Origin of the sequence: Deinococcus sp. AB2017081 (genome assembly GCF_034440735.1) — a bacterium.
GTDB lineage: Bacteria > Deinococcota > Deinococci > Deinococcales > Deinococcaceae > Deinococcus > Deinococcus rufus.
Map to the genome: position 1 here is coordinate 534,275 of NZ_CP140098.1, position 17,480 is coordinate 551,754.

17 protein-coding genes are annotated in these 17,480 nt (G+C 69.1%); 7 read left to right on the top strand and 10 right to left on the bottom strand.

All coding sequences use genetic code 11. The annotated features are described in order from the left end of the window. Nucleotides 1-9: 9 nt before the first annotated feature. The 7 genes from sufD to sufC all read right to left on the bottom strand — a co-directional run bounded on the left by sufD (nt 10) and on the right by sufC (nt 4,986). Nucleotides 10-1,362 carry a Fe-S cluster assembly protein SufD gene (gene sufD / locus U2P90_RS02590; protein ID WP_322473673.1) on the bottom strand — a complete coding sequence of 451 codons (1,353 nt, stop codon included), beginning with the start codon at nt 1,360-1,362 and terminating at the stop codon, nt 10-12. Further along, complete coding sequence (locus tag U2P90_RS02595; RefSeq protein WP_295823140.1) at nt 1,359-1,778, bottom strand: PIN domain-containing protein; 420 nt, start codon at nt 1,776-1,778, stop codon at nt 1,359-1,361. The genes sufD and U2P90_RS02595 overlap by 4 nt, the downstream gene beginning before the upstream one ends. Beyond that, nucleotides 1,775-2,008, bottom strand: coding sequence for a hypothetical protein (locus U2P90_RS02600; RefSeq protein WP_322473674.1), 234 nt, complete (start codon nt 2,006-2,008; stop codon nt 1,775-1,777). The genes U2P90_RS02595 and U2P90_RS02600 overlap by 4 nt, the downstream gene beginning before the upstream one ends. Beyond that, nucleotides 2,005-2,346 carry a cupin domain-containing protein gene (locus U2P90_RS02605; RefSeq protein WP_322473675.1) on the bottom strand — a complete coding sequence of 114 codons (342 nt, stop codon included), beginning with the start codon at nt 2,344-2,346 and terminating at the stop codon, nt 2,005-2,007. The genes U2P90_RS02600 and U2P90_RS02605 overlap by 4 nt, the downstream gene beginning before the upstream one ends. Beyond that, nucleotides 2,343-2,690, bottom strand: a complete 348-nt coding sequence (locus U2P90_RS02610; protein WP_322473676.1) for a hypothetical protein — start codon at nt 2,688-2,690, stop codon at nt 2,343-2,345. The genes U2P90_RS02605 and U2P90_RS02610 overlap by 4 nt, the downstream gene beginning before the upstream one ends. Nucleotides 2,691-2,697: 7 nt before the next feature. Further along, the gene (gene sufB / locus U2P90_RS02615) at nt 2,698-4,104 is read right to left on the bottom strand and encodes a Fe-S cluster assembly protein SufB (RefSeq protein WP_295823144.1); all 1,407 of its coding nucleotides are present in this window, start codon (nt 4,102-4,104) and stop codon (nt 2,698-2,700) included. Nucleotides 4,105-4,215: 111 nt separating this feature from the next. After that, the gene (gene sufC, locus U2P90_RS02620; RefSeq protein ID WP_322473677.1) at nt 4,216-4,986 is read right to left on the bottom strand and encodes a Fe-S cluster assembly ATPase SufC; all 771 of its coding nucleotides are present in this window, start codon (nt 4,984-4,986) and stop codon (nt 4,216-4,218) included. Between the two features lie 241 nt (nt 4,987-5,227). Between sufC and U2P90_RS02625 the strand changes: the two genes are divergently transcribed. From U2P90_RS02625 to U2P90_RS02655, 7 genes are all read left to right on the top strand, one after another. Then, the gene (locus U2P90_RS02625) at nt 5,228-5,890 is read left to right on the top strand and encodes a MotA/TolQ/ExbB proton channel family protein (RefSeq protein ID WP_322473678.1); all 663 of its coding nucleotides are present in this window, start codon (nt 5,228-5,230) and stop codon (nt 5,888-5,890) included. Further along, the gene (locus tag U2P90_RS02630) at nt 5,887-6,288 is read left to right on the top strand and encodes an ExbD/TolR family protein (RefSeq protein WP_295821228.1); all 402 of its coding nucleotides are present in this window, start codon (nt 5,887-5,889) and stop codon (nt 6,286-6,288) included. Before U2P90_RS02625 ends, U2P90_RS02630 begins: the two co-directional genes overlap by 4 nt. Next, nucleotides 6,285-8,270 carry a hypothetical protein gene (locus U2P90_RS02635; RefSeq protein WP_322473679.1) on the top strand — a complete coding sequence of 662 codons (1,986 nt, stop codon included), beginning with the start codon at nt 6,285-6,287 and terminating at the stop codon, nt 8,268-8,270. Before U2P90_RS02630 ends, U2P90_RS02635 begins: the two co-directional genes overlap by 4 nt. Before the next feature lie 31 nt (nt 8,271-8,301). Next, the gene (locus U2P90_RS02640) at nt 8,302-9,015 is read left to right on the top strand and encodes a hypothetical protein (protein ID WP_322473680.1); all 714 of its coding nucleotides are present in this window, start codon (nt 8,302-8,304) and stop codon (nt 9,013-9,015) included. 194 nt (nt 9,016-9,209) lie between these two features. Beyond that, nucleotides 9,210-10,382: a sensor histidine kinase gene (locus U2P90_RS02645; protein ID WP_322473681.1), complete on the top strand. Its 1,173-nt coding sequence runs from the start codon at nt 9,210-9,212 to the stop codon at nt 10,380-10,382. Between the two features lie 44 nt (nt 10,383-10,426). Continuing rightward, nucleotides 10,427-11,203, top strand: coding sequence for a type III pantothenate kinase (locus U2P90_RS02650; protein WP_295821235.1), 777 nt, complete (start codon nt 10,427-10,429; stop codon nt 11,201-11,203). Nucleotides 11,204-11,573: 370 nt separating this feature from the next. Beyond that, nucleotides 11,574-12,476: a cobalamin-binding protein gene (locus U2P90_RS02655; protein WP_322473682.1), complete on the top strand. Its 903-nt coding sequence runs from the start codon at nt 11,574-11,576 to the stop codon at nt 12,474-12,476. 53 nt (nt 12,477-12,529) lie between these two features. Here U2P90_RS02655 and U2P90_RS02660 read toward each other — a convergent pair whose 3' ends face one another. The 3 genes from U2P90_RS02660 to U2P90_RS02670 all read right to left on the bottom strand — a co-directional run bounded on the left by U2P90_RS02660 (nt 12,530) and on the right by U2P90_RS02670 (nt 17,300). Further along, nucleotides 12,530-13,525: an inorganic phosphate transporter gene (locus U2P90_RS02660; RefSeq protein WP_295821239.1), complete on the bottom strand. Its 996-nt coding sequence runs from the start codon at nt 13,523-13,525 to the stop codon at nt 12,530-12,532. An 8-nt stretch (nt 13,526-13,533) separates the two neighbouring features. Further along, nucleotides 13,534-14,172 (bottom strand): DUF47 domain-containing protein, encoded by a 639-nt coding sequence (locus tag U2P90_RS02665; RefSeq protein WP_295821240.1) that lies wholly within the window; start codon nt 14,170-14,172, stop codon nt 13,534-13,536. Between the two features lie 119 nt (nt 14,173-14,291). Beyond that, nucleotides 14,292-17,300, bottom strand: a complete 3,009-nt coding sequence (locus U2P90_RS02670; protein ID WP_322473683.1) for an alpha-amylase family glycosyl hydrolase — start codon at nt 17,298-17,300, stop codon at nt 14,292-14,294. Between the last annotated feature and the right edge of the window lie 180 nt (nt 17,301-17,480).

Here is a 17,480-nt window from a genome sequence, read left to right on the forward strand (position 1 = left end):
CCTCGCGCCTTACGCCGCGCCGACCTTCTTGGCGATGATGCCCTCGATGTATTCCACGACGCTCTTGAGGGGCACACGGGTGAGCACGTCCTCCAGGAATGCCGTGACGAGCATCTTCTCGGCGAGTTCCCGGCGGATGCCGCGCGAGCGCAGGAAGAACAGCGCCTCCTGATCGACGGGGCCGGTCGTGCTGCCGTGCGAGCAGCGCACGTCGTTCGCGTTGATCTCCAGCTGCGGCACGCTGAAGTTGCGGGCCTCGCTGCTCAGCATCAGGGTGCGGTGCTTCTGGTACGCGTCGGTCTTCTGCGCGCCCAGATCCACCTTGATCATGCCGCTGAACACGCCCACGCTGCGGTCGTCGCTGACGCCCTTGTACAGCAGGTCGCTGTGCGCGTTGGCGGCGGCGTGGTGCTGCAACGTGTAGTGGTCGAAGTGCTGATCCTCGTTGGCGAAGTACAGGGCCAGCATCTCGCTGTCGCTGCCCTGCCCGCGCAGGTAGCTCTGCATCTCGGTGCGCGAGAGTGTGCCGCCCATCGTCACGACCAGCGAGTTCAGGGTGGCGTCGCGGCCCACGTCGCCGCGCTGGCGCTGGATGTGCGTCACCCCCTTGCCCCAGTTCTGGATGCTGACGTACCGCACGCGCGCCCCGTCCTTCACGACGAGTTCCACCGCGCCGATCGCGTAGGTCTCGGGCAGTTCCTCGCTGTCCTGCTCGTCGATGAACGTCACCTGCGCGTTCTCCTCGGCCACGACCAGGGTGCGGGTCGCGGTGTACGTCCCCGCCTCGCTCATCACGCGGAAGCTGCCCAGCGGCAGCTCCACCTCGACGCCACGCGGCACGTACACGAACGCCCCGTTCGTCCACAGCGCCGCCGCCAGCGCCGAGAACTTGCCCTCGCTGGGATCCGGCGACTTGCTGGGCGTCGTGCCCGGCGCGGCGATCGTCGTGTCGTCCGGCACCTCGGCCGGCACCACCGAGTACAGGTACTGCTGCACCTTGTCGGCGTGCTGCTCCACCGCCGTCTTCAGGTCGGTGAAGATCACGCCCCTGGCGGTCAGTTCCGCCGGAAGCTCGGTGCGGTACACCACGTCCGGGCCGTCCAGCACGAGAAACGCGCCCACGTCGGTGCCCGTCAGGCGATCCTGCACGCTCTGGGGGAGCGCCGACACGTCGGACACCACGTCGCGCTTGCCGTGCGGGCGCAGCTTCGTGAAGTCCACGTCCACGCGCGTGTACTTCCACGCCTCCACGGACTCCGTGGGAATGTCCAGCGTGCTGAACAGCTCCAGCCCCGCCTGCCGCTTGCTCGTCAGCCACTCCGGGCCGGCCTGTAACGCGAGTTGATCGTTGAATTGGGTCATTGTTGCTCCTTTTCGGCATGCCAGCTCTCGAGGCTCAGGCCAGTGATGCGCTGCATGTGTTTGATGTTCCTTGTCACGAGGGTCGCCCCGAACGCCAGGGCCGTCGCGGCGATCAGGATGTCGGCGTCCTCAATCGGCGTGCCGCTGACCTTCAGATCCTGATAGATCTGCGCCGCGACGTCGTACGTGGGCAGGTTCGGAATCAGGATCTGGCTCTGCGCCACGATGCCCTGGAACGCCGCGTATTTCCGGGCCAGACGCGGCAGATCCAGCCCACGCTTGACCTCGTAGTACGTCACGGCGCTCAACGACACGCCGTGCCCTTCCCTGGTTGCCCCGACCCAACGCTTGATCACCGCCTGATCGCCGGCCATGACCGCACTGATCACGTTGGTGTCGAGGCAGTACAGCGTCAAGACCTGTCCTCCGCCGTCCCGCTCCGCCACGGACGGTGTTCCAGATCGCGCAGGAGTTCATCCTGCTCTGCCCCCGGCAGCGGTTCGGCGAGCACGTCCAGCAGACGCGCCAGTTCGTCCGCCTGCGCGTGGTGCCGGCGCTGCTGGGCGTCCAGAAAATCCACGACCTGCTGGAACTCGGTCTCGCTCAGGGCGTCGAGTTTCGCTTTGGCCTCTTCCCTGGTCGTCATCCCGTCACCTCCACCCGGTCGTCCCGTGAAATCCCGTCGCTGATGACGAGGAACTCCACGTCCGCCCCGCTCTCGTTCCGGGCCTGGTGCACCTGCCCCGGCTGGACTTCCAGACCGCTTCCGGCCGGGATGACCTGCGCCGCGCCGTCCACGTCGAGCGTCAACTCGCCGCGCAGCACGTAGAAGAACTGCCGCACCCGCGAGTGCTGATGCCGGACTTCCTGCGTGCCCGTGGGCATCCGCTCCTGAATGACATTCAGGCCCGGCGTGTCCACGAGCTTCCAGCCGTCACAGACGTCAGCCCAGATGTAATGGGGGGAGGTGGCGGGGGAGATCATAGATTCGCCATCTTCTCTAGATGCTGTTGCATCGCCTGTGCTTCTCCCGCAATCCGGCCAAACGGGTTCGAGCCCCATCTTTGCCGGAAGGAATTGGCGTACTCGAATGCAGCTTGGTAAATCGGGTCTCCAGTTATGGATGGATGTTCAGGAGTCCGGTTCGCCTCAAAATCTGCAAACGCAATCGGCGTCAGGATGCATGATCGTAAAGCTACGGATCTCGGAAAGCGGCTCATCTCTGGAGTCCGCACCAGCGAATCAATATCGTTGTCGATATAGTCAATAATGCAGGCGGCAGCGGCCTTGACGGCTTGATCCAGCATCGCTTTATCCGAGTCCTTCACTCTTACCTCAACCGACGCTGCCTTCCATTTCCAGCTCGATCAGCCGGTTCAGTTCCACGGCGTACTCCAGCGGCAGTTCCTTGGCGATCGGCTCAATGAAGCCGCGCACGATCAGGCCGGCGGCCTCGTCCTCGCTCAGGCCGCGGCTCTGGAGGTACAGGATCTGGTCGTCGTTGATCTTGGACACGGTCGCCTCGTGGCCGACGCTGGCGTCCTTTTCCTCGATCTCGATGTAAGGGTAGGTGTCGGTGCGGGCCTCGTCGTCGAGGAGCAGGGCGTCGCATTCCACGTTGGTCTTGGAACCCTTCGCGCCCTCGTAGATCTTGACGAGGCCACGGTAGGAGGAGCGGCCCGAGTCCTTGCTGATGCTCTTGGACACGATGGTGCCGCTGGTGTGCGGGGCGAAGTGCACGATCTTCGCGCCGGCGTCCTGGTGCTGGCCGCGCCCGGCCATGGCGATGCTCAGGACTTCGCCGCGCGCGCCCTCTTCGAGCAGGTAGCACGCGGGGTACTTCATGGTGACCTTGCTGCCCAGGTTGCCGTCCACCCATTCCATGACGCCGTTGCCGTACACGGCAGCGCGCTGGGTCACGAGGTTGTAGACGTTGTGGCTCCAGTTCTGGATGGTGCTGTAGCGGAAGCGTGCGCCTTCCTTCACGACGATCTCGATCACGCCGGAGTGGAAGGAGTCGCTGGAGTACGCGGGGGCGGTGCAGCCCTCGATGTAGTGGGCCTGCGCGCCCTCGTCGATGATGATCAGGGTGCGTTCGAACTGGCCGCTGCTCTCGGCGTTGATGCGGAAGTACGTCTGGAGGGGGATGTCCACCTTAACGCCCTTGGGCACGTACACGAAGGAGCCGCCCGACCACACGGCGGAGTTGATGGCCGCGAACTTGTTGTCCTCGGGCGGGATGATCGTGGCGAAGTGCTCGCGGAACAGCTCCGGGTACTCCTTGAGGCCGTCCTCGATGCTCAGGAAGACCACGCCGAGCTTCTCCCACTCCTCCTTGAGGTTGTGGTACACCATCTCGGATTCGTACTGGGCACCGACACCGGCCAGCGCGGCGCGTTCGGCCTCGGGGATACCCAGGCGCTCGAAGGTCTGTTTCACGTCGTCCGGCACGTCGTCCCACGAGCGGGCGTTCGCGCCCTCGGGCTTGATGTAGTAGTAGATCTCGTCCAGATCCAGGCCGCTCAGGTCAGCGCCCCACGTAGGCATGGGCTTGCTCAGGAAGATGTCCAGCGCCTTGAGGCGGAAGTCCAGCATCCACTGGGGTTCGTCCTTGGCCTTGCTGATCATCTCGACCACGTCGCGGCGCAGGCCCTTGGGGGCCTTCACGGCGTAGCGTTCGGGGTTGCTCCAGCCGTACTCGTAGCCGGCGTTGATGTCATTGACTTCAGGATTGATGGTCATGTGGGGCTCCTTCGGAGTGCAGAGGGCTCAGGGCAGAGTGCAGGGGGCCATGCGGGCGGTCGCTTCAGCTTCGGGCTGCGCTCTGCCCTCTGCTCTCGGCCCTCTGCGTGGTTACGCCGTCGCCAGTTCCTTGACCCAGTCGTAGCCTTCGGTGTCCATCTTCTTCGCCAGCTCAGGGCCGCCGCTCTGGACGACCTTGCCGTTGAGGATGATGTGCACCTTGTCGGGCACGATGTAGTCGAGCAGGCGCTGGTAGTGGGTGATGATCAGGCCGCCGAGGTTCTCGCCGCGCATGGAGTTCACGCCCTTGGCGACGATCTTCAGCGCGTCGACGTCGAGGCCCGAGTCGGTCTCGTCCATGATGATGTAGTTGGGGTCGAGCATCAGCATCTGGAGGATCTCGTTGCGCTTCTTCTCGCCGCCGCTGAAGCCGGCGTTCAGGTAGCGTTCGACGATGCTCTCGTCCCATTCCAGGGTCTTGAGGGCACTCTGGAGCTTGCCGTAGAACTCGGTGAAGCTCACTTCCTCGCCCTCGGCCTTGCGGGCCTGCATGGCGAGGCGCAGGAAGTTGGCGATGGTGACGCCGGGGATCTCGACGGGGTACTGGAAGGCCAGGAAGACGCCCAGGCGGGCCCGCTCGTCGGGTTCCATCTCGAGGATGTTCACGCCGTCGACGAGCACCTCGCCCTGGGTGACGGTGTACTCGGGGTCGCCGACGATGACCTTGGCGAGGGTGCTCTTGCCGTTGCCGTTCGGACCCATGACGGCGTGCAGTTCGCCCCTGGGGACGATCAGGTCAATGCCCTTGAGGATCTCCATGTCGCCGACGGTGGCGTGCAGGTTGCGGATCTCGAGCTGGTGGGGGGCGCTGTGTTCGGTCATGGGTCTCCTTGGCACGCCCGGGGCGGGTGTGGGGGGTGGGTCGTGCGGGGTGGGGAATCCTTCTTGAGAATGATTCCTACTTGCCCTGCCATTTTACTCGCCGGCAGGGTTCAAAGTCGAGTGGTTTACTGCGGATTCTGGATGCTGTGCTGCACATCACCTGATCGGAAGGTGACGGCCACATGAGGTCGCTCCACGTGTCTTTCACGCTTGCCACCTTGCGGCGTGTTACTTCGTGTATGTGAATGTCCTCGACCTGATTCGCGCTGCCGGGCCGCTGCTGTGGGTGCTGCTGCTGCTGTCCGTGTATGTCGTCTACCTGGTCGCCGTCCGCGCCCAGGTGCTCTCGCGGCTCGGTCGGGACGCCGGCGCCCTGATCGAGCGTGCCCGCGCCGTCACCGCCGAGAGTGGCCCGGCGGCGGCCCTGGCCGAGATCGATCGCGCCGCTCACCCCAGTCCGGCCGTGAGCGTGCTGCGGGCCGGCCTGAGCCGCGCCGACCGGGGTGTGGACGCCGCCACCAGCGCCATGCAGGGGGCCCTGATCGTCGAGGAAGACCGCCTGTACACCGGCCTGAGCGCGCTGGGCACCGCCGCGCAGGTCGCGCCGCTGCTGGGCCTGCTGGGCACCGTGATCGGTATGGTGCGCTCATTCCTGGTGTTCAGCCAGACGACCGCGCCCACGCCCGAGCAGCTGGCCACCGGGATCAGCGAGGCGCTGATCAACACGGCGGGCGGCCTGATCGTGGCCATCGTGGCGTACGTGGCGCGTGGGGCGCTGCGGGCCCGCGCCGACCGGATCGCCACGCAGGCCGAGCGTGTGCGTGAGGAGCTGCCCGGCTGGCTGCGCCGCCCCGAGGTCTCGCTGAGCTTCGACGACATGCTGCCCGGGGGGGTTCGGCGGTGAGGGCCCGTGCGCGCGGCGGGGACACCGTGACCTTCGACTTCGCGCCCATGGTGGACGTGGTGCTGCTGCTGCTGATCTTCTTCTTCCTGACCAGCAGCCTCGCTCCACGCGACCGCGCGGTGCCACTCACGCTGCCGGGCGCGAGTACCAGCGTGCAGCAGACGACCTCGTTGCCGGTGGTCAGTGTGGACAGCGCCGGGAAGGTGTTCCTGAACGGCCAGTCCACCACCCTGGACGCGCTGGCCGGACAGCTGCGCCCCCTGCTGGGCGCCTCGGACGGCGTGGTGGGCCTGAAGGCCGACGAGCAGGGCCAGTACGGAGCAGTCGTGGGCGTCATGGATGAGATCCGCAAGGCCGGCGGGCAGAAGCTCGCCCTGGGGACGAGGGCCGCGCCGTGACCAGCCAGCCGCTTCCAGGTACTCCGTCCGGCCCCGAGCGCCCCAAGCGCCCGGCCAGCCCGGCCGAGGTGCGCGAACGCCGCCGGGCCACGCTGGCGACCGTCGCGGTGCATGTGGCGCTGCTGGGCGGCCTGCTGCTGTTCCTGGAGAACGTGACGGTGCCTCCACCGTCCTCCCGGCCACTGGAGGTCGTCCCTCTTGCGCCGGCGCAGACCACGGCCCCACCGGCCACGGCGACGCCCCGGGTCGTGATCCCGCCGAACAAGTTCCCGGATGTGCCGGTGCCCGAGCCAATTCCAGAGGAGACCATCGTGCCGGAGGTCGAGGCCACTCCGGCGCCCCGCCCGGTGGTGCCCGACACGCCGATCCGGCCTGTGCCAGCGACACCGGTGAGGCCGGCCCCCCCGGCCCAGCCCTCCTCGGCGGCGGCCGGAGGTGCGGCCACGCCCGCCCAGACACCGGCTCCGGCGGCGGCTCCCCGGTCGCCCGCCCGCAGTGCGGCGGCCCCGGCTCCCTCGCGCACTCCCGCGCCCGCACAGGCGGCCCGCCCGTCGGGAACCGCCCGTCAGAGTCCGGCCCCGGTGACACGGCCCGAGCGGCCCACGGCCACCACCGCACCGACCGTCCGTCCGGCCACGCCGACACCGGCAACCCGGACGGCTCCGGCACAGGCCACGCGACCCACCCAGACGACCCGGGCAGCGCAGACGACCCGGCCGGCGCAGACACGGACACAGCCTGCCCAGACACCGCCCGCGCCGACCCGCCCCACGCAGCCGGCCCAGCCCGCGCAGACCGTCTCGCCGGCCCCGGTCACGCGGGCACAGCCCACGGTTCGCCCGGCCACGCCGGCCGCCACGTCGCCGCAGCGCAGCGCGGGTTCGTCCACGCCAGCGCCGGTGGCCTCGGCTCCCGCCGTCCGTCCGGCGCCCCCCGCTCCGGCGACGAGCACGTCGGTTCCCCGGCAGACACCGGCGGCCGCCGCTCCGGTGGCGACTGCGCCCGTCACGTCCCGCCCCTCCGTCACGCCGACGGCTCCGGCACCCCCGACCACGCCGGTGAGTCCGGTCGCGGCGGCTCCCGCCGAACTCAGCCCGACCGCGCCCCGCACCGCAGTTCCCCAGGGCGGGGAGGGCTCCGCGGCTCCGGTCGCCCCAGTGGCGTCACGGACGACCCCGGCGGGCGGGCAGGACGCGTCGGCTCCGGCCGCACCGGTGCAGGCGCGGGGTGGGGGGGCCTCTCCGGCGGCCCCCGTGGCAGCGCGGCCGTCTGCTCCAGTGGCGTCGGCACCCGCCGCCGCGCCGGTCACCGCGCCGGCCCGTCCGTCCGGCAGCACTGCTCCGGCCGCGCCGGTCGCCACCCCTTCCGGTGGCGGGACGTCGGGAGCAGGCAGCGGGGGCGACGGCGGTGCGGGGGCCGCGCCAGCGGCCCGTGGAGCAGGAAACGGCTCGGGCGGCACTGGCTCCCCGGCGGGTGCCGGGGGTGGCAGCGGGGGCGGCGGTGCGGCCCCGGCCGGCACGGGCGGCGGTGCGGGTGCCGGCACGGGCGGCGGCGGAACTGGCGGCGCAGGTGGGGCCGGTGTCGGGGCCCGTGGTGGGGCCGGCGGGGCCGGGGTATCGGCCTCGGCGGGCAAGCCGCTGTCGTGCACGGTCGTGATCGACGTGCGCGGCCTGGGCAGCTTCCAGCGGGACATGACCAGCGCCGTCTACGACGACCAGGGCCGTAAGGTCTGGCCGGACGCGGCCCTGATCGCCGGTGTGAGCAACGACCTCGTGCAGGAGGGCAACCTGCACACCTACATCACCTCCGAATCTCAGATCGCGGCCTTCCCGGAGGTCACGCGGATCAGGGCGGCCCGCATCCGGCCCAACGCGCTGGCCCCGCAGTCGAACGTCTACACCGACGTGGCCCTCAATATCGCGGGCACGGCCCTGTTCCGCTCGGCCGGTCAGGCCTGCCGCGTCGTGTACCTCAAGGACTGACCGTCCCCCTTTCCCTCAGGAGACCCTCTGCATGCGCCATCCCACGTCCGTTTCTGCCCTGTCCGTCGCCCTGCTGGGCGTGCTCGCCCTGTCCGCCCCGGCCCTCGCGTGGGTGCCGAAGCTGGAGGACACCACCGCGAAGAACGTCATTGACGGCGTGTATGCCCGTCGTGACGCGGTGACGACCTTCCTGACCGTCGACCTGAATGTCAAGGACGGGGCCTTCGTGTCCGGTCCGACCGCCGTGACCGCCTTCGACGGCGGGGCCACCTGCGTGAGCGACTGGCTGACCGCCCCCCAGGATCCGAAACAGGGCAGCCGGCCACTGACCATCACCCTGAGCGGGCAGGCCGATGAACTGGCGTTCCAGGCACAGCAGGCCCGCAACAACTTCCAGAACCTGAGCGTGCAGGACGCCCTGGGCGCCGACCTGAGCAAGGGCCGGCTGGCCGACGGCGAACTGCGCGTGGACATCGCCGTGTCCGGCCTGCCCAACCAGCAGGCGAGGGGCGCGTATCTGGTACGTCTGAAGGGCACCGACGGCAAGCTGATCGCACCGGAACGCACGTCGTACGTGAACGACTTCAAGCAGGTGGGCGACACCTGGAGCGGTACCCTGGTGTACTACTTCCAGCCGCTCAAGGCAGGCATCGGCGCGAGCGACAGAACCGAACTGCTGCTGCGAACCGAGGCCGACACGGCCTGTGCCTACAGCGTGCCGGTCGACCTGGGCGCGTTCCAGTGATCGGCCCGGGCCTGGCCTCGTCAGTGTGAAGAAACGCTGTTGGGGCCGGCACCGGGCGGGATGGTACAAGGTCAGGATGGTGGCGCGGTGAACGCGGGTGACGGCGGTTGGCAGAGCTGGGACGGACAGGCCGGCGCCAGTTCCTGTCCCGCCGGTCTGAACCTGCGGGGCGGCGCCGTTCCCTGGAGGCCCGCGTGACCACGCGCAGGCGGGCCTCGGCCCCGGCTGCACGGCTTCCGGTCAGCGCCGTGCAGAGCGCCCTGGACGCCGTGGAGGACATCATCGCCATTGTGGACGGCCAGGGCGTGATCGTGATGGTCAATGACCCGTGGCTGCGGTTCATGACCGCGAATGGCGGCACCGAGGCCACCTGCGCCACCGGCAGCAACTATCTGGACGTGTGCGACAGCACCCAGGGGCCGTGCGCCGACGAGGGGCCGCTGGTGGCCGAGGGCATGCGGGCAGTGCTGGGCGGCCATGCCGACCGCTTCGAGGCCGAGTATCCATGCCACAGCGCCACCGAGGAACGCTGGTTCCGGATCACCATCACGCCCTTCGCGGACGGGGCAGCGCGGTACGCCACGGTGCTCCACCGCGACATCACCGAGCGCAAGCACGCCGAGATCCGGGAGTCCGACATGGACACGGAGGTGGCCCACGAGGTGCGCGTGCGTACCCAGGCCCTGCGCACCGAGCGCGATGAACTGGACTCCTTCGTGGGGGCCGTGTCGCACGATCTGCGCACGCCGGTGCGGCATATCCGCAGCTACATGCAGCTGCTGCTCGGCCGGGCCGAGGCCCGCCTGACCCCCGACGACCGGCGGCTGATCGAGGTGGTCGACGGCGCGGCCGGTCGTCTGGACGGCATGATCAACGAGCTGCTGGGCCTGGCCCGCGTGTCGCAGACTGCCCTGCAGTTTCAGGACGTGAATCTGGCCCAGGTCGTGCTGCGCGCGTGGGCGAACCTGAATCCCGAGACCCAGGGCCGCGAGATCGAGTGGGTGGCGCACGACCTGCCCGTCGTCCACGGTGACCCGGATCTGCTGCGGCTGGCCTTCGAGAATCTGCTCGGGAACGCCATCAAGTACACCAGCGGCCGGGAGCGCGCCAAGATCGAGGTCGGATCGAGCAGCAGCGGCGGCGAGTGGATCGTGTTCGTGCAGGACGACGGCGTGGGCTTCGATCCCGCGTACACCCACCGGCTGTTCGGGGCCTTCCAGCGCCTGCACAGCGACCGCGATTTCCAGGGGGTCGGTATGGGTCTGGCGAACGTGAAGCGGATCGTCGAGCGGCACGGCGGACGGGTGTGGGCCACGGGCCATCCCGGCGACGGCGCGACCTTCTACGTGGCCTTCCCGAAACCCTGAGCTGAGCCGGCTGCGTGACCGGGCCCTCCGGTAGAATGCGGGGCGTGCCCGCCTTTCCCCTCCTGGCCGTGGATATCGGCAACACCAGCACCGTGCTGGGTCTCGCGGACGAGACACTGAACCTGACCCACACGTGGCGCATCCGCACCAACCGCGACGTGCTGCCGGACGACCTGGCGCTCCAGCTGCACGGTCTGTTCGGGCTGGCCGGAGCGCAGGTGCCCAGGAGCGCGATCCTGAGCAGCGTCGCCCCGCCTGTGGGCGAGAACTACCAGCTGGCGCTGCGGCGGCATTTCATGGTCGAGGCCTTCAGCGTGGCGGCGATCAATCTGCCGGACGTGTCGGTGGAACTCGACCAGCCCGATGCCGTGGGCGCTGACCGGCTGTGCAACCTGTTCGGCGCCGAGAAGTACATGGACGGGCATGACTACGTGGTCGTCGTGGATTTCGGCACCAGCACGAACTTCGATGTGATCGGCCGCGGCCGGCGCTTCCTGGGCGGTGTGCTCGCCACCGGGGCACAGGTCAGCGCCGACGCGCTGTTCGCCCGCGCCGCGAAACTGCCGCGAATCACGCTGGCCGCGCCGCAGTCCGCCATCGGGAAGAACACCGTGCATGCCCTGCAGTCGGGGCTGGTGTACGGCTACGCCGAGATGGTGGACGGCCTGCTGCGCCGCATCCGCGCCGAGCTGCCCACTCCCGCCGTGGCCGTCGCCACCGGGGGCTTCGCGCGCACCATCGAGGGCATCTGCCGCGAGATCGACCACTACGACGAGACGCTGACCCTGCGCGGCCTCGTGGAACTGTGGGCGAGCCGGTGAAATGGTGGACGGAAGACCACCTCAAGCAACTCGGACAACTTCAGGGCTCTGTACGGGCTGGCACTGCTCGTCCTCCATTCCAGTGTCCAGGTTGCGCTGCCTTCGACGTTCATCTGTATTGGAACCTTGACGGTGATGAACGACGCAGGGGTGGAAGCTGGATATGGTGCGGAACCTGCGACAACTACGTGCATGGACGGGGCATCGTCCCGGACTGGTGGCAAAACGTTCCAAGAATCCGCACCGAACATCTCGGCTCCGTTCCAGCCTCCCTTCTCGGAAAGGCGTCGCTCATCGACGACCATATCCGTGGGTTGATCGGTGGGGATTGACCAGAAGGTTCTCTGTCGTGCTGTTCTACTGTGACCGGATGAGTCTGTACACGTCTCCAGCCCGCATCGTGAGCCTGCTCCCCAGCGCCACCGACCTGCTGTTCGACCTGGGGCTGGGCGACCGTGTGGTGGGGATCAGCCACTCCTGCGACCATCCGGGGGTGGCGGGGCGGAGCGTGCTCACGCGCTCGATCGTCGACAGCCGCGCCCCCCAGGCCGAGATCGACCGCGCCGTGAGCGAGGCCATGCGCTCGGGCCTCGCGCTGTACACCGTCGACGGCCCGCTGCTCGACGCCCTGAACCCCGATCTGGTCGTCACGCAGGGCGTGTGCGAGGTCTGCGCGGTCACGCCGGGCACCATCGAACAGGCCGTGCGGTATCTGCCCGGCTGCCTGCCCGCGGACTCCGTGCTGAGCCTGGAGGGGACATCCGTGGCGGGCATCCTGGCCGACCTGCGCGCCCTGGCGACGGCCGCTGGCGTCCCGGACAGGGGAGAGGCCCTGGCGGCACGTGCCCAGGCCGAGTGGGACGCCGTGCAGCCCGTGACCCACGCGCCGCGCGTGCTGACCCTGGAGTGGGCCGATCCGCCGTTCACCGGCGGTCACTGGGTGCCCGAGCAGGTCGAGCGGGCCGGCGGCGTGAACGTCCTGGGCGCCCCCGGCGTGGACAGCGCCCGGACGACGTGGGAGGCGGTCGCCGCGGCCGACCCGGACGTGGTCGTGGTCATGTGCTGCGGGTACGGGCTGGACGACAACGTGGCCTTCGCCCGCGACGTGCTGGAGCGCCGCGACCTGCGCGCCGTCCGGGATCGTGAGGTCTGGGCCGTGGATGCGAACGCCCTGTTCAGCCGCCCCGCGCTGGGCGTGATCCGGGGCGCGGCGGTGCTGGCCGCCCTGCTGCGCGGCGAGCCGACCGCTGGCCAGAGCGTGCGCCTCCAATAGAGCAGGCGGGGCGAGTCCGCCGACCCACCCCGCCTCAGAGCCCAGAGCCCCGTCTACCCCACCAGCAGAATCAACTTGTGGAACACCCACCCCAGCGCGATGCACACGGGAATGGTGAACACCCACGCCTGCACGATGCGCCCCGCCACCTGCCACTTGACCTTGCGGAAGCCCTTGGTGGTGCCCACGCCCATGATGGCGCTGGAGATGGTGTGGGTCGTGCTCACGGGAATCCCCAGGTGGGTGGCCACCGTGATCACGCCGGCGGCGCTCGCCTCGGCCACGAAGCCGTCCACGGGTTTGAGATCCACGACCTTGAAGCCCATGGTCTTGATGATGCGCCACCCGCCCACGGCGGTGCCCAGGCCCATGGCGGTGGCCGCAGAGAGGATGATCCACAGCGGCACCTCGGCGACCTGCGTGCCCAGGTACGCGCTCAGGGCGAAGGTCATGATCCCCATGGCCTTCTGGGCGTCGTTGCCGCCGTGGCTGAAGGCCATGAACGCCGCCGAGGCGATCTGCAGCCAGCGGAAGCTGCGCGTGACGGTGCGCGGCCGCAGGAAGCGCAGCACCAGCCACGTCAGCAGCGTCATGAACACGATGGGCACGATGAAGCCCAGCGCCGGGCTGGTGACCAGGCCGGTCAGGGTCTTGCGCACGCCCTTGGGCACGATGATCCCCCAGCCGCCGACCGCGACACCGGCCCCCACCAGGCTGAAGATCAGCGCGTGGCTGGAGGAACTGGGCAGCCCCCTCCACCACGTGAAGAGGTTCCACGCGATGGCCGACAGCAGCGCCGCGCCGGTCAATTCCAGGGTGGCGTAGTCCTGCGGCACGATGTCGGTGGCGATGGTCTTGGCGACCGCCGTGCCCGCCAGCGCTCCGACCACGTTCAGGACGGCGGCCATGGCGATGGCCTGCGCCGGCGTCAGCACCCGCGTGGCGACCGAGGTGGCGATGGCGTTGGCCGTGTCGTGGAAGCCGTTGATGAAGTCGAAGGCCAGGGCCAGGAACACGATCAGCACGAAGCCGAGAAGGATGGGTTCCACCACAGGCCTCAGGCGTTCTTGAGCAGGATGCTCTCGACGGTCTTGGCCACGCGCTGCGCCTGGTCGCTGGCGTCCTCGATCAGGTTCACGATCTCGCCGCCCCGCATGGCGCGGATCATTCCCGGCACGTCGTGCACCCCGTCGTACAGGCGGCGCTGCACGTCGTCGCTGATGGTGTCGCCCTCGTCCTCCAGGGCACGGATCTGCACGGCGATCTGCGCGAGATCCCTGGCCCTGCCCGTGTCCTCGATCATGGGCATGCCCTGGGCCAGCAGGGCGCACTGCTGCTCGACCACGCGGGCGAGCTGGGCCATCTGGGGCAGCGGCTTCTCGACCCCGTACAGGCTGAGCTTGCGGGCGGCGTCTTCCATGTCGTCCACAAGATCGTCGAGTTCGTCGCGCAGCGAGATGATGTCCTCGCGGTCGAAGGGCACGATGAACGACTCGGCGAGCAGGTTCGTGACCTCGCGCGAGATGCGGTCGCCCTCGTGTTCCAGGTCGCGGACGCGCTGCACCTTGCCCTCGACGTCCGTGTAGTTCTCCAGCAGATCCACCAGGGCCTGGGCGGTCACGTGCGCGTTGCGGGCCGCCTCGGCGAACTTCGCGGCAAACTTCGGGTTGCTGGGCATGAATTTTGACAGCACCATGACATTCCTCCCCGTGTTCCGCCCGGCGGTCATGGGCAGGTCATGATGTCCGGGCAGAACAGTGCGGGAGGCCCTGAATGAACCTCCCGCGTCTGGAAACCAGTGTACCTGCTGCCGGGTTACTTCACGTTCAGCGGCGCGGTGAACGTCGCGCGGCAGGAGGTGTAGCAGTCCGTGATGGTGTTCGCGCCGGCCGGGGTGCTGCCCGCGTCCGGGACGATGTCGCCCGCGCCGTAGCCGTCCCCGCCGAAGATGCCGCCCACGAGGTTCACGCCGTTCGCCGGTGCGCTGCTCAGGCCCAGCGCCGTCCAGGCAATCGCCATCTCGACGGTCTGCGCGGGCAGCGTGCCGGTGCCCACGGCGGTGTATGCGCTGCCGCTCACGACCGATGTGGCGGTCGCGCTGCCGACCAGCCGCACTTCCGGGTTCTGGTTCTCGTAGCGCGCGATGAACGCGTCCACGCCGCCCATCCCGCCGCTGAAGGTCGCGGCCCGTCTCCAGGCATCGAAGGAGTCGGCCTGCGCCGCCCCGCCGGGCTGCGTGTCCAGATACACGATGGCCGAGTTGCCCGAGACGCGGTACGTGTACGCGAGGTAAAGGTACGTGGCGTCGCTGTCGGCCTGCAGGGTCAGCCAGTTGTTGTCCGCGCCGAAGGTGCCCTCGGCGGGGCTCTGCACGCTGACCTTCGGGGCCGTCCAGTCGCCGAGCTTCCCGTCGATGCGGTACTTGCCGACCACGGTGCCGGTCTGGGCGCTCAGGTCGACGTCTGCGCCACTCTGCGGCGAGGTCGCGGTGCGCGTGGCGGCGTCGAAGCCGTCCGCGCTGGCCCGAAGCGTCTGCGCACCTGCCGGGGCGAACAGGGTGTAGGTGCCGTCGCCGAAGGTCAGGGCGTAGTTCTTCTTCGGGTCGGCGGTCGTCGCCTCGACGAGCGCGCCGGTCAGCGGGCTGCCACTTCCCCGCACGGTGCCCTCGATGACCGTGGTCGGGGCGGGCACGTCGATGAAGTCGTAGGTGCCGCTGTACGCATTCCCGCCGGTGCCCACCACGTACGCGCGGTCACCCTGGCCGTCGCCCTCGTAGCCGCTGTTGCGCGCGCCGGGGCCGGTGTTGCCGAACTTGAACTTGACCTCGCGGTAGAGCGGCAGGTCGATGCTGGTCTTCCAGATGCCGCGCGTGGCCGAGGTCATGGGATACACGACCTGAGCGCCGGTGTCGAAGCGCCGCAGCTCGATGGGCCCGTTGCCCTGGCTGCGCGCGTCCACCGTGAACGTGACCTTCGCGGTGATGGTGGCGCTGGGTGTGGCCGTCACTGACGCGCCCCTGCTCTCGGCCCCGCCGGCATCGACGGTGACCACCCGGAACGTCGTGGCGACGTCGTTCGTCACGCCGCGCGCGAGGTAGGAGCCCTGCGACGCGGGCAGCGGCGCGAAGTTCAGCAGCCGCTCGGCCCCCGTTCCGGTCTTGGCATAGATGCGGGAGCCGCTCACGGCCGGATCCGTGCTCGGCGTCCACGTGAGGTTCACGGCGCTGTCGCCGGGCGCCGCGCTCAGGGCGGTGACCTCGGGGAGCGCGGGGTTCACGGTGCCGGACGCGCCGCTGCCCGCCGGGGCGGTCACGGCCAGCGCGGTGCGGGCGGGGAGGTTGCCCACCAGCTTCCCGCCGCTGATGGCCAGGGTGCTGGCGCGGCCCGTGATCTCGGTCAGGGCGCCGCCGCCGAAGGTGCCCAGCAGCGGAATCCCGCCGCCGCTCAGGGTCGAGAGGTTCACGGGCGCGTCGCCGTTGTTCACCACGAACACCACGGGCTGCCCGGCCGTGCCCCGCACGCCGCTCACCACCCGGCGGTACGCCAGGACGGGCGCGCCGCCGTTCGGCCGCCACAGCTCCTGCTGCGCGCCGCGCGTGAGGGCCGTGTACGTGCGCCGGGCCTGCGCAAGGGCGCCGAGCCGCTCGTCCAGTGTGGACGACGCGAGTCTCGAGAAGTCCATGTCCTCACGGTTGCCCTGGCCGGTGGGGTAGTTGTAGGGGTCGCCCTCGCCCACCTGGGCGTACTCGGTGCCCTGCCACACGCTGGGCGTGCCGCGCGAGAAGTACATGGTCGACAGCGCCAGGTCGAGCCGCTCGGCCGCCTGTGCGGCGGTGCCGCCCCGGGACGTCACCTCGTTCACGAAGCGGCGCACGTCGTGGTTGTCCACGAAGGTCGTGAGTCTCGTGGCGTCCCGGTATACCCCGTCCTGCGCGAACACGTCCGCCATGCGGTCGAGGTTCCCGCCCGAGCTGCTCATCTGATCCTTGAAGGCGTAGTACAGCGCGAAGTCGAACACGCTGGGCGCGCCCAGGTCGTTCATGAAGCGCGCAAGGTACGCGGGGTTCCCATCGAACACCTCGCCGACCGACCAGAGCTTGCTGGGATCACCCGCGCCGCCCTTGGCGAAGAATTGCCGCCAGTACGCATCCGGCACGTGCTTCATGGTGTCGATCCGCAGGCCGTCGATGCCCGTTTCCTTGCGCCAGGACTCAATGAACGAATTCAGGTAGCTCGTGACCGCCGGGATGTCCTGCTTGAAGTCCGGCAGGCCCGCCAGCGGGCAGTCCGTCGTCTGGTTCGTGCTCGCGGCGCACTCGGTGTCCGTGTGGAACCACTCCGGATTCGTCTTCGTCAGGGTCGCGCCGTATCCGGCGTGGTTCACGACGACGTCCTGGATGATCCGGATGTCGTTCCGGTGTGCCGTCTTGATCAGCTCGCGGTATTCCGCCAGCGTGCCCAGGTGCGGATCGACCTTGAAGAAGTCCTCGGCCCAGTAGCCGTGGTAGCCGGCGAACAGCTTGCCGGTGTTGGGCCCGCTCGTCGGCCCGGGAATGGCCGGCACCTGCAGCACCACCGGCGTGATCCACAGCGCCGTGAACCCCATCCGTCTGAAGTAGCCCTCGTCGATTTTGGCTTTCAGGCCGGCAAAATCGCCGCCGTGCCAGCCGAGCGGATTGGCCCTGTCGGCCACGTCGCCCGCCCCCCGGTTCAGGCCGTTGTCGTTCGCTGGGTTCCCGTTGGCAAAGCGGTCGGTCATGGCGAAATAGATGGTGTCGTCCCGCCAGTCGCGGCGGTTCTCGTTGGTGGCCGCCTGGGCAGTCATGGTGCCCACCGGTGCCGGGGACTGGCTGCACGCGGCCAGAGAGACGGTGAGGAGGCCCGCGACGGGCAGACGGCAGACAGGATGGAAGCGCTTCATTTGTGGGCAACACTCCTTGGGCAGACGGATCTGTGGCGCAGGCGAATTGTCAGGCAACCACCAGTATGCCGCGTCCACCCCGGC